At 69.2% G+C, this 11845-nt stretch carries 11 protein-coding genes and 2 pseudogenes; 4 read left to right on the plus strand and 9 right to left on the minus strand.

The window, feature by feature from the left end; all coding sequences use genetic code 11:
- Positions 1-13: 13 nt before the first annotated feature.
- Positions 14-619 carry a TetR/AcrR family transcriptional regulator gene (locus ACFXN1_RS33070; protein WP_379443216.1) on the minus strand — a complete coding sequence of 202 codons (606 nt, stop codon included), beginning with the start codon at positions 617-619 and terminating at the stop codon, positions 14-16.
- A gap of 56 nt (positions 620-675) precedes the next feature.
- Here ACFXN1_RS33070 and ACFXN1_RS33075 point away from each other — a divergent pair, with 56 nt between their 5' ends.
- Both ACFXN1_RS33075 and ACFXN1_RS33080 read left to right on the plus strand, forming a co-directional pair.
- Complete coding sequence (locus ACFXN1_RS33075; RefSeq protein WP_379443217.1) at positions 676-1185, plus strand: SRPBCC family protein; 510 nt, start codon at positions 676-678, stop codon at positions 1183-1185.
- A 406-nt stretch (positions 1186-1591) separates the two neighbouring features.
- Positions 1592-2074, plus strand: a complete 483-nt coding sequence (locus ACFXN1_RS33080; protein WP_379443218.1) for a hypothetical protein — start codon at positions 1592-1594, stop codon at positions 2072-2074.
- Between the two features lie 74 nt (positions 2075-2148).
- Here the strand turns inward: ACFXN1_RS33080 and ACFXN1_RS33085 are convergent, their stop codons facing one another.
- The 6 genes and pseudogenes from ACFXN1_RS33085 to ACFXN1_RS33110 form a co-directional block, all read right to left on the minus strand.
- On the minus strand, positions 2149-3066 hold the full coding sequence (locus ACFXN1_RS33085) for an SMP-30/gluconolactonase/LRE family protein (RefSeq protein WP_379443220.1): 918 nt from the start codon (positions 3064-3066) through the stop codon (positions 2149-2151).
- 45 nt (positions 3067-3111) lie between these two features.
- Positions 3112-3930 carry a helix-turn-helix transcriptional regulator gene (locus ACFXN1_RS33090; protein ID WP_379443221.1) on the minus strand — a complete coding sequence of 273 codons (819 nt, stop codon included), beginning with the start codon at positions 3928-3930 and terminating at the stop codon, positions 3112-3114.
- A 56-nt stretch (positions 3931-3986) separates the two neighbouring features.
- Positions 3987-4832: a 3-hydroxybutyryl-CoA dehydrogenase gene (locus tag ACFXN1_RS33095; protein ID WP_354839518.1), complete on the minus strand. Its 846-nt coding sequence runs from the start codon at positions 4830-4832 to the stop codon at positions 3987-3989.
- Between the two features lie 180 nt (positions 4833-5012).
- Positions 5013-5360: a hypothetical protein gene (locus ACFXN1_RS33100; RefSeq protein ID WP_379398643.1), complete on the minus strand. Its 348-nt coding sequence runs from the start codon at positions 5358-5360 to the stop codon at positions 5013-5015.
- A 194-nt stretch (positions 5361-5554) separates the two neighbouring features.
- On the minus strand, positions 5555-6136 hold the full coding sequence (locus ACFXN1_RS33105; protein WP_379443223.1) for an acyl transferase: 582 nt from the start codon (positions 6134-6136) through the stop codon (positions 5555-5557).
- A gap of 203 nt (positions 6137-6339) precedes the next feature.
- Positions 6340-6660: pseudogene (locus ACFXN1_RS33110) on the minus strand (sigma factor-like helix-turn-helix DNA-binding protein); the annotation flags it as partial.
- A gap of 51 nt (positions 6661-6711) precedes the next feature.
- On the opposite strand from ACFXN1_RS33110, the gene ACFXN1_RS33115 reads away from it, so the two are divergent.
- Positions 6712-7293, plus strand: a complete 582-nt coding sequence (locus tag ACFXN1_RS33115) for an NUDIX domain-containing protein (protein ID WP_379443224.1) — start codon at positions 6712-6714, stop codon at positions 7291-7293.
- A 198-nt stretch (positions 7294-7491) separates the two neighbouring features.
- Positions 7492-9087: an ABC-F family ATP-binding cassette domain-containing protein gene (locus ACFXN1_RS33120; protein WP_379443225.1), complete on the plus strand. Its 1596-nt coding sequence runs from the start codon at positions 7492-7494 to the stop codon at positions 9085-9087.
- A 75-nt stretch (positions 9088-9162) separates the two neighbouring features.
- On the opposite strand, the gene ACFXN1_RS33125 is transcribed toward ACFXN1_RS33120, so the two are convergent.
- Positions 9163-10638 carry a dihydrolipoyl dehydrogenase family protein gene (locus ACFXN1_RS33125; protein WP_379443227.1) on the minus strand — a complete coding sequence of 492 codons (1476 nt, stop codon included), beginning with the start codon at positions 10636-10638 and terminating at the stop codon, positions 9163-9165.
- Positions 10639-10714: 76 nt separating this feature from the next.
- Positions 10715-11717 (minus strand): annotated as a pseudogene (locus ACFXN1_RS33130) (Gfo/Idh/MocA family protein).
- Positions 11718-11845 lie beyond the last annotated feature (128 nt).

An 11845-nucleotide genomic window follows, 5' to 3' on the forward strand; every position in this document is an offset into this window, starting at 1 on the left:
GTCGACCGGTGCGTCAGTCCCCGATCGCGGTCGGCGGCTCGGGATTCAACGCGTCACGGACGATCCGGTCGACGGCCTCGGCGGTCCCGGCCAGGTCGGCATCGGGATTGCGTGCGCTGCGGCGCACGGCCGCGTACGGCAACTCGATGATCAGCAGCGCCAGACGTTCGCGGTCGGCTCGGCTGCGGTAGTGCAGGCGATCGCCCAGATTCCGCACGGCGTCGTTCAGCCGGGCCTGCCGGGCCGCGGCCGCCTCGCGGGCTTCGGCACTCCACTGTGCGGATCCGAACGACTCCGGTCCGGCAAGCAGGACCGCCGCGTCCGTCGGGTGGTGGAGCGACCAGTCGATGACGTGATGCGCGGCCTGTACGGCGGCCTCCTGTGGCGGATCGACTTCCAGGGCTGTGAGGAATCCGCTCTGGAAGCGATCGACCGTGCGCAGCCACAGGCTTGCCAGCAGTGCCGCCCGGTCGGGAAATCGGTAGTAGATCGAGCCACTCGGGGCTCTCGCGGCCGCCGCGACCGCGCTCATCGTGACCGCGCCGGCGCCTGCTGCCGCAGCGATTTTCGCGGCGGCGTCCAGTAACGAGTCCGCGTTGTGCGCAGGTTTCCTCGACACGTTCTAGAGAGTAGCCTCTAATTGAAATTGGAGAGTAATCGCTAAATGGAGGAATCATGATTCGCAACGTCCACAGCCGGGTGATCGCGGCCGACGCCCAGGCAGTCGGCCGGCTACTCGACACGCTGGCGACCGACGACGACCGGCTGTGGCCGGTCGACCGATGGCCCGCGATGCGATTCGATCGGCCGCTGGGAGTCGACGCATGGGGCGGCCACGGCCCGATCCGCTACACCTGCGTGAAGTACGTTCCGGGACGTGAGGTGCTGTTCCGCTTCCGTCGCCCGCTCGGCTTCGACGGAACGCACGGATTCGTCGTGGAAGAAGTGGATGCCACGCACAGCCGCCTGACACACGAGTTGGTGATGCGGACGCACGGAATGGACCGGCTCGCCTGGCCACTCGTGTGGCGATGGCTGCACGATGCCCTGCTGGAAGACTCCCTCGATCTCGCCGAGACAGCCTTGGTTCCGGGCACGCCGCCGAGGAGTCGCCACAGCGGCTACGTCCGCTTTCTCCGCGGACGTGCGCACAGCGCCGAGGTCCGAAAGGCGCACGCCGGTTAGGGATTGGGCCTGACCAACGCCCCGGCGATCGGGATTCCTGTGCGTTGCGCGAGCAGCTGCCGCTCTCGAATCTCGCGCAACGTGCGCGGCCGATAGCCCGGACCGGTGCCAGTGATCGGCCCTCGATCGCCAGGCCCAGGTGTGAACCTCCCGCTGGGCAGATTTCGTACCAGAAAGTGTGCTCGTGATCGCCGGAACCGAGCGGGCGAAACGGCTGCGGCGGGACTGAGGGAGAATGGGTGCGTGGGCGACGCAATGAAGAAGAAGTTCGGAGATCGGCTCGGCGTTCGGGCGGTCGTGGCGGGAGCGGGTGCGGCGGCACCCGTCGGCGGCTAGGTCGATGTCGGATCGGGAAGTGCCAGGACGTGGATCCCTGCCGGGACCCGGCGGGAACAGGTTCGATGCCGTGGAACGGCTACGCAGGCAGCTGGAGGCATTGAAGGCTGCCGAGCGCGGCAACGCCGATGCCGGGGATGCCTCGTCGAAGATCACCAGGCTGCCGCGTCGCCCGCGGCGCAAGAACGAAGAAGCCGTCGAGCGTCCACACCAGCCGTGGCGTCCGGAAGGCGGCTCGGTCTACGATCCGGCGCCGACCCGGCCGGTGCTGCGATCCGAGCTGCAGCGCGAGACCGGGTGGTGGCCGGTCGACCCGGGCCCGGGGCCATACCCCGCTCCGGTCAACGATTCGGGTAGCGCCGAGCAGGATGGGAGTGTCATCGACCTCGGCGCCATGCGGCGCAAGCGAGCCGGTGACGATGCCCCGGTCACCGGTATTCGACCCGTGGCCCGACCGCGCAGAATCGGACCCGCCGCGGGTGAGGGATCCGCGCCGGACACCGGCAGCGACCCCGATCTTCCACCACCGGACGGGCCCGCTCGGCGGCCCTGACTTTCCACGGCGCGCAGCGGTTACCGGCACATACCGCCTGTGGAGGCAGCTCCCGCCGGCAGGAGTCACCCGACTCAGTCGTCGAGGCGTACGCGAAGCACGTCACCGCGGCCGGTGGCAACCATGAGATCCCGGTCTGAGCCGGGGACCGTCGCCACCGCGGCCAACGGGTCCCGGGTCAAGAGCGAGCAGCTGGTGTGGGTGTCGGGGTCGACGCGGAGCAGTGTGCCGGAGGTCGTGGCGGTGTAGAGAAGTCCGCCGGGGCCGACCGCCAGGTCGTCGGCGAGTGGGGTGTCGGTGGTGGTGCTCTGGCGGGACGGGTCGGCGATCGGGATCTGGACGAGCCGGCCCTGCGGGGTGAGGTAGACCGTCGTGTAGATCGAATCGCCATGGACGGCAATGCCGTTGACGCCGAATATCTTCGCCTGTGCCGACCACCCGGTGTCGACGGTGCCATCGCGCCGGACCCGGACCACACCGGACCCGGTATCGGCGACGTACAGATTGCCCTCGGTGTCGAACGCCGCACCATTGGCCATGCTCAGGCCGCCGACGAAGGTCTCGGGAACCGGTGTGGCGGCAGTCGGGTCGAAACGGACGACACCGCTGTCGTGACGGCCGGGCAGCAGGTTCACCGAGTTGTCGCCGTAGACGACATACAGCAGCTGATCGGGTCCGAGGCGGATCGCGCCGGGCGAGCTGACCGCGACGGTCGCGGTGACCCGGCCCGCACTGTCGTAGCGCTGCACTTCATTCCGGTACAGCCGCGCGACCCACAGGTTGCCCTGCGCGTCGAATCCGAGGTTCTCGGCCCAGTCGACGAACGGGATCACCGCGGTGGCAACGGTCGAGACGGTGACAGCAGGGCATGAAACCGGTTGGGACCGAGCGGTTCCCGGCGCGGCGAGACCGGCGCCCGCCACCGCGAGCAGGGTCGCGCCCGCCGCGGCGATTCGATGCGGCCGAGTGTGCGTGTGGGGGAATGGCTTCACGGTCGGTGATGGTAGGTACCAGAACCGATCGGTTGCCTGGGTGCGTTATACCCAGGCTCGCGCAGCACCCAGGCGCGCCAGGTGCGCGGCGGTCGGGCTGCCGGGCTCGGCCTGATAGACCATCAGCCGTTGGCCCGCGGCGCCGCGCACATCGAGGGACTCGTAGGTCAGGAACAGCTGACCGGCGTCGGGATGGCAGAACTCCCGGGGCTCGGTCGTCGCGGTGCACAGCGTGTAGGAATGCCACAGTTCGGCGAATTCGATACTGGCCGTGGTGAGTTCGGCGACCACGTGACGCAGGCGCGGATCGTCCGGATACAACGCCCCCGCCTGCCGGAAGCCCGCGACCATGGCCTGGCAGGTCCACGTCCAGTCGACGCAGAACCGGCGAGCGGCCGGTTCGAGGAAGGTCATACGGGCCAGATTGTCGACGCGCGGGAATCCGGAGAAGAACGCGCGGGCGATGGCATTGGCGGCGAGGATGTCCATGGCCGGGTTCAGCACCAGGGCCGGTGCGGCCGGATAGCCGTCGACGATGCGGCGCAGCGTGGGGCTGACCGTCTCGTCCGGGCCCGGTTGTCGCGCGGGCGGGGCCACCCCTGCGAGGCGGTAGAGGTGTTCGCGCACAGCCTCGTTCAGTCGCAGCGCACCGCTCAGCGCCTCCAGCATCTGCGCCGACGGGTGGCGCTCCCGCCCCTGTTCGAGGCGGGTGTAGTAGTCGCTGTTCATTCCGGCGAGCTCGGCGACCTCCTCGCGGCGCAGCCCCGCCACCCGGCGGCGGCCGTGCGAGATCAACCCGATGTCCTCGGGACGCAGTGCCGCGCGGCGGGCGCGCAGAAAATCGCCGAGCTCGTTGCCGGTCATGCCGACCACGCTAGGTGCTCGCCGCCGCCGGTTGCCCGGCGGCGGCCGCTACGGCGTCAGTAGGTGTAGAAGCCGCGGCCGGTCTTGCGGCCGAGGTAGCCCGCATCGACCATGCGGCGCAGCAGCACCGGGGGCGCGTACTGCGGCTCGCCGAATTCGGCGTAGAGGGATTCGGCGACCGCGAGGGTGACGTCGAGGCCCACGGTGTCGGTGAGGCGGAGCGGGCCCATGGGGTGGGCGCAGCCGCTGACCATGCCCTCGTCGATGTCCTCGGCGCTGGCGAAGCCGGTCTCGAACATGCGGATCGCGCTGCAGAGGTACGGGATCAGCAGCGCGTTGACGATGAAGCCGGCCTGATCCTTGGACTCGATGGTGCGCTTGCCGAGGATGTCGCGGGCGTAGGCGGTGACCTTGTCGACGACCTCGCGGTCGGTCTTGAGGGTCACCACGATCTCGACCAGCGGCAGCACCGGGACCGGGTTGAAGAAGTGCACACCGACGACGCGGCCCGGGTTGGCGGTGGCATTGGCCAGCCGGATGACCGGGATGGACGAGGTGTTGGTGGCCAGGATGGTCTCGGGGGAGACGATGGCGTCCAGCTTGGCGAAGAACTCGGTCTTCAGCGTCTCGATCTCGGGGGCTGCCTCGATGACCAGCTCGCGGTCGGCGAAGTCGTCGATCGAGGTGGTGAGGGTGATGCGGGCGCGGGCCTCGTCGGCCGCGGCCTGCTCGAGGCGGCCGGACTTGACCGCGCGGGCCAGGGACTTCTCGATGCGTGAGACGGCGGCGTCGGCCGCCGCGGTGTCGCGCTCGAGAACCAGGACCGACCCGCCTGCGCGGGCGGCCACCTCGGCGATGCCGGCACCCATGGTGCCGCCGCCGATCACGCCGATGCGTTGCACTTACTTCTCCTTGTACCTCGGGGAAATCGCCACCTATCTTGCTCGACCATCCGTGACCGCCTTCCGCCGGGCGGCAGCGGCAACAGCCACTGGACAGTGTGCGTGTCTCAGGCCACAGCTCCGGATCGGCGGCACTCCGGCCCGGTACTGTCCAGAGCCGTCAAACATGCTGAGCGATCATCATGGGCGATTACCCCCGAGCGAGCCCCGAGCCGACGCAGACCGGTCCGGGGCTCGATCGGTCACGTTGGGCGTCCGGCCCGTCGTTCCCATTCCAGCCGTCGGCGACTCGTCCCGAGCCAGGTACCGCCGATGTTCGACGGTGATCCAGCCGACGCCGGCGATCAGTGCGATCGCGGCCGCGGCGGCCCACAGATCGGTCCAGCTGCTACCGGGCGTCATGGCCAGCGCGATGACACCGACCAGCAGCAGGGCGAAGCCGGGCCACGACACGCCGTCCAGCAGAGTCGGCACCGTGGCGCCCGCGGGTGGCTCACGGACCGTTTCGGGGTGGAGATTGCGTGGCATAGGAGCGCGCTCCTTCCGGTTCGTACACTGCCTGTCCATCGGGTTCCCGATTGCGCGCTCCCGAAACAGGTTGCTGACGGCCGTGCCCCACCGCGCGCGGCCCGAAATATGTTGTGTACGAACAGGAATCAGCAAATTTGTGTGCGCCCGCCCGATTTGTGAACGCGCCGGTGCCGAGTGCCTTCCCGCTGGAGTCAGTCCCAGGCGCCGCTATCGACGACCCAGATACCGTGGCTGCCCTGTGTCACCGGCTGACCGACCTGCAGCGTGAGTTTGCTGCCGTCCTGATTGGTGACCACGACGCTGGTCGGACCGTCCGCGGCGGCCTGAACAGTGGCCCATCCGAATCGCTGCTGCACGAAGGCCTTTGCGACCTGGACGCGATCCAGGCGCCACGGCTGGTGCCCGCTGTCCACGCCCTGCTGCAGGTCACGGGCTTGCTGAGCGGTGAGGCCCTCACCGGGAAACGTCTTCCCGGTTTGCGGTTCGGTGCTCGTCTCCGGCTGCGTCGACGGAGCCTGAGTCGGCACGACCGGGGGCTCGGCCACCAATGACGTTGTCGGCACGAGGGTTGTTTCAGGTACCGAGCCCGGGACAGTAGTCGCCGCGGTGGCGGCAGCCGTCGCCGATGGCCGGCTGGTGGGCGAAACCGTCGACGTCGTCGCGCAGCCGGCAATCGCCGCCGCACAGGTGAGGACGCCGAGAACGGTCACCCCCGCCCGCTGCCCCACCAGCGCGAACGCGATCGACGGACGGCTGACATGTGTGCTGCGCATAGGTCTCCCCTGACCTTGAACCCGAATCACCCCGACCACGATCCACAACGGATCCGCTGCCCTGATGTCGTCCCACCGAACCCGATCGTTAACCGCCAAAACCATTCTGGCGCGGACCTTCCGAACCCCGTTGGCGATCACCTCGAATCCAACGCGAAACATCGCCACCCAACCGCGCGGAGTTTGTTGGTGTGGTGCGCCGGGCCGGTGTCGATGGCCCGTTGGAACGCCCCCAGCGCCGCCCTGGCCTCGACCGCCGAAACGACCCCGCGCGGGCGGCGCGCCGCCACGTGCGACCGGGCCCGGTGGGCGATCTGGCGGACTGCGGCTGGCGTTTTCTCGACCGCTGCGGCGATCTCGTCGTAGTCCAGGCCGAACACCTCGCGCAGCACGAACACCGCGCGCTCGGTCGGCGTGAGAGTTTCCAGGACCAGCAGCATCGCCATCGACACGTGCTCGGCCAGCTCCACGTCCTCGGCCACATCGGGCGCGGTGAGCAGTGGTTCGGGCAGCCACGGGCCGACCTGAACAGGGCCGTCCCCTCAGTGTCGTACCCCAGAGGTAGGTTCGCCGACATGCAGCCTGCTACCGCCATGGTCGCGGATGTCGTCGCGGCGATCACGCCCTTCGATGAACTCGAACGGCAGCACCGCGCAACCACATTGGAGTGGCTCGCGTCGACCGACGATATCTTCCGGCGCGTCAAACCCGCCACGCCGTCACCGCATCTTGTCGCCTATGTGGTGCTGGTCGATCCCCGCGAGCGCGGGATCTTCCTCGGCCGGCATCGGATGGCGGGTCTGCACCTGCCGATGGGCGGCCACGTCGAGGCGGGCGAGCATCCACGGGATACCGCCCGACGGGAGGCGGGGGAGGAACTCGGCATCGAGCCGGTTTTCGACCTGGTCGGAGAGCATCCGCTGTTCCTTACCCGGACAACGACAGTGGGGCGGGCGGCGGGCCATATCGATGTGTCGCTCTGGTACGTGATTCGAGGCGAACGCACCCGCGACTATCCGCTCGACCCGACCGAGTTCGACGGCGGCCAGTGGTGGGACCTCGACCCGGACGGCCTGCCCGCCACCGATCCCCACTTGCCGCGATTCATTCTGAAGCTCGACGACTATCAGCGGGGTGCTGCAATCACGACGGCTTGATTGCCGTCGACCTGGGGTGCGCGGGGCCTGGTAGGGTGGCCGGATGCTCATCGAGGTCGACAGACTCTAGCCGCCTACTCGAAGGCGGCGTTGCGATCACACCTGCTGCACGGCGTTCCGAATCGGGAATGGGCCGTTGATTTCTGGTGTGTGTCGGCGACGTCGGTAATCCCGTGAGCAGGAAGAGTCTGTCGACACATGTCTTCATCCATGCAAGCAGCGATCACGCTGCAGAATCTGTCATTAGAATGGCCCGACGGGACTGTCGCTCTCGCAGGGGTCGATGGTGTGTTCACCACCGGGCGCACCGGTTTGGTGGGGCGTAACGGCGCGGGGAAGTCCACGCTGCTGCGTCTGATCGCCGGCATCCTGACCCCGACCTCGGGGCGGGTGGAAACCAGCGGCGACGTGGGGTATCTCCCGCAGCACCTCACGCTCGCCCAGCACGACACCATCGCGCAATTGCTCGGTATCGCAGGCACACTCGCGGCCCTGCGGGCGATCGAAGCCGGCGACACCGAGGAGAAGCACTTCGAGACGATCGGCGACGACTGGGACATCGAAGCCCGCGCCGACGAAATGCTGCACGAGATCGGTTTCAGCGCAGCCGATCTCGACCGCAGGGTCGGCGAGATCTCCGGCGGTGAGGCCGTTCTCATCGCCGTCACCGGGCTGCGGATCAGGCGCACCCCGATCACGCTGCTCGACGAGCCCACCAACAACCTCGATCGCGAAACCCGCGCCAAGCTGGCGGAATTCGTGGATTCCTGGCCGGGCACGCTCGTCGTGGTGAGTCACGATCTGGAACTGCTGGAGCGCATGGACGCCACCGCGGAACTGCACGGCGCGACCCTCGAGGTGTACGGCGGTCCCTACAGCGCGTGGCAGGAGCACGTCGAGCAGGAACAGGCCGCGGCCCAGCAGGCGGCGCGAACCGCCGAGCAGGCGTTGAAGGTCGAGAAGCGGCAGCGCATCGAGGCCGAGACCAAACTGGCCCGGCGCGAGCGCACCGCGCGTGCGACGCAGCGGGACGGCGGCATTCCACGCATCCTCGCGGGCAACCGGGCCAGCCGGGCGCAGGGCTCGGCCGGGGCGATGCGCACCACGCTCGACGCCAAAGTCCGTGCCGCCCAGGATGTCCTGGACGCCGCGGCCGCGCGGGTCCGTCGCGACGAGCACATCCATCTGGGCCTGCCCGACCCCGACGTGCCGCGCAGCCGCCGCATCGCGGAACTCGGCGACGGCGACCGCACCATCGTCATCCAGGGCCCGGAACGGGTCGCCCTGATCGGCCCCAATGGCGCGGGCAAGTCGACGCTGATCGAGCACCTGCTCAGCGGCCGCCACCCCGAACGCGGCACCCTGCTCACCGACCGGGTGGGCTACCTGCCGCAACGCCTGGACAATCTGGACGAGCAGGCCGGCGCGCTCGACAATGTGCACGCGGTGGCCACCACCACCGCACCGGCCACGATCCGTAATCAGCTGGCCCGCTTGCTGCTTCGCGGCAGCACTGTCGAACGCCCGGTCTCGACGCTGTCGGGCGGTGAACGCTTCCGGGTGTCGCTGGCGCGCCTGCTGCTGGCCGATCCACCGGCACAGCTGCTGATCCTCGACGAGCCGACCAACAACCTCGATATCGCCAGCGTCGATCAACTGGTGGAGGCGCTGGCCGACTATCGCGGCGCGATCCTGGTGGTCAGCCACGACTATCCGTTCCTGCACCGGATCGGCATCGACACCGTTGTCGAGCTCGACCGTGCGGGGAACCTGCGGCAACGCGGCTCCCTGTAACTGCCTCCGGCGCCGGTCCTCACCGTGGCCCGGCGCCGGAACCGGTGGTGCAACTTCGGATTCCGCGACCCGTGCTCAGGACGCCGAATCCCCGGCGCCCTGCACCTGCGAATGTTGTTGATCGCGATAGGTTTCCAGCAGTCGCAGCCAGATCTCACTGATCGTGGGGTACGCGGGCACCGCGTGCCAGAGCCGGTCGATGGGGACCTCGCCGGTAATGGCGATGGTCGCCGAATGCAGGAGCTCGGCCACCCCGCCCCCGGCGAACGTCGCCCCGACGAGCACACCGCGCTCGGGATCGACGAGAACCCGCGCCCGGCCGCGATAGTCCGGATCGTATTGCACCGCACCGGCGACCCGGCCGAGGTCGTAGTCGACGATATCGACGGCCCGGCCCTGGCGCGCGGCCTCGGCGGCGGTGAGCCCGACCGCCGCGACCTCCGGCTCGGTGAACACCACCTGCGGCACGGCGACCAGATCGGCGGTGCCCGAATGCGGTCCGAACGGACCGGTCTCGAGCGTGCGGCCGCGGGCCCGGTCGGCGATCACCGCGCCTGTGATGCGCGCTTGATACTTGCCCTGATGGGTGAGCAGCGCCCGATGATTGACATCGCCCGCGGCGTACAGCCATTCGCCGTCGACGGCGGCCACCGTGTAGGTGTCGTCGGTGGCCAGCCACGCGCCCGGGTCCAGTCCGACGGTGTCGAGGCCGATGTCCGCGGTGCGTGGCGCGCGACCGGTCGCGAACAGCAGTTCATCCGCGACGATCCGCGCGCCGTCGTCGAGAGTGAGGTGGATGCTGTCATCGGGCCCACCCGCCCGCTCGGCCGTCGCGATGGTCCGCCCGAACCGCAGGTCCACGCCCGCCGCCCGGAGCCGGTCCGCGACCAGGTCGGCCGCGAAGGGTTCCATCCGGTCCAGCAGGCGCGCACCCCGCGCGATCAGCGTGACCTGCGAGCCGAGTGCCCGCCAGGCCGTGGCCATTTCGGTCGCCACCACCCCGGCGCCCACGATGGCCAGCCGCCCCGGAACCTCGGACGCGCTGGTGGCCTCCCGGCTCGTCCACGGCCGCAGCGCATCCAGTCCGGGCAGCGGCGGCAGCGCCGCGCGGCTGCCGGTGCAGATCGCGACCGCGTGCCGGGCCTGCAATCGCACCGTGTCGCCGTCGGGGGTCTGCACCGTCACCTGCCGCACTCCGTCGAGCCGGCCGTGACCGCGCAGGAGTGAGATGCCGGCCTTGTCGAGCCATTCGACCTGGCCGTGGTCGTTCCAGTCGGAGGCCATGCGGTCGCGGTGTTCCAGCACCGCGCGGGTGTCGAGCGGCCCGGTGACCGCGGCGCCGACCCCGGGGAAGCGCACTGCCTCGCCGTACAGCAGGGCCGGGCGCAGCAGCGCCTTACTGGGTTGGCAAGCCCAGTAGGAACATTCGCCGCCGACCAGCTCCGACTCGACGATGATCGTGTCGAGCCCGGCCGCGGCGGTGCGGTCGGCGACATTCTCGCCGGTCGGTCCGGCCCCGATGACAATGACGTCGCAAGTCTGGGTGTTCACACCGGATATGGTGTGCCTTCGCGCTGCGCGCTCGGCAGCCGGGGGCCCGCCCGGTCCCGGAAAGACGGTCGTGATGTCAGCTCGGCCGGCGCAGCGGCAGACCGGCCGCCTGGTAGACGGCATCGATGACGCTCATGTTCGCGACGGCTTCGGCGGGTGTGGTGAGGATCGGCTCGCCCCGCAGCACCGCCCCGGCGAAGGCGTCGAGCTGATAGTCGTACGACGCGCGCCGCCCGAATTGCCGCAGGCTGCGGCCATTCTCGGTGCTCAGCCACAGCACGTGCCCCAGCTGCGGCGCCACCGGATTGAGCAGCCGCATCCGGCCGCGGTCACCGATCACCGATCACCGTGGCACTGATCCGGACCAGATCCGACGACCACATGGAGCAGCGGATGCGGCCGGTGTGCCCGGAGGGGAAGCGCAGCTCCGCGGTCATGGCGCGGTCGATGCGCGGATCGCGCAATTTCGCCTGCGCCGCGACCACTTCGGGCTGCTCGCCGCCGAAGGTCCGGGCCATGTGCACGGCATAGCAACCCGCGTCCATCAGCGCCCCGCCCGCGAGATCGTAGTTGTAACGGATATCGGAGAACTTGGGCAGGGGGAAGCACAGCGCGGTCTCCACCCGCCGCAGCGTCCCCAATTCGCCTGAGGCGATGATCTTCTCGGCCGCCAGCGTCAGCGGGTGATAGCGGTAGTGGAACGCCTCCATCACCACCCGATCCGATGTTCCTGCCAGCGCGGCGATCTCCCGCGCCTCTCCGGCATCGGCGGTGAACGGTTTCTCGCACAGCACATGCTTGCCGGCCTCGACCGCGGCGCGGATCCATCGCCCGTGCAGGCCGTTCGGCAGTGGGATGTACACCGCGTCCAGGTCGTCCGCCCCGACCAGCGCCTCGTAGCTGCCGTAGACCTGCCCGATCCCGTGCTTGCGGGCGAACTCCTCCGCCCGTGCCCGGTCCCGTGCCGCGACTGCGGCCACGACAACGTCCGGATTTCGCCCGGCCGGACCGATCAGCGCCGTCGGCGCGATATTCGCCGCACCGAGAATCCCGATCCGAAGCTGCGTGCCATCGCTCATCCGCCGACCCTAACCTTGAAATTTAACCTCCGCGGCCGGTGGTGTGACCCCGGTTGATCATGCAAGCAGCCCTTGTCTGATGATTGCTGTTGCGACACAAGCAATTTCATACAAGGGCTGCGGTGATA

Origin of the sequence: Nocardia sp. NPDC059154 (genome assembly GCF_042755705.1) — a bacterium.
GTDB lineage: Bacteria > Actinomycetota > Actinomycetes > Mycobacteriales > Mycobacteriaceae > Nocardia.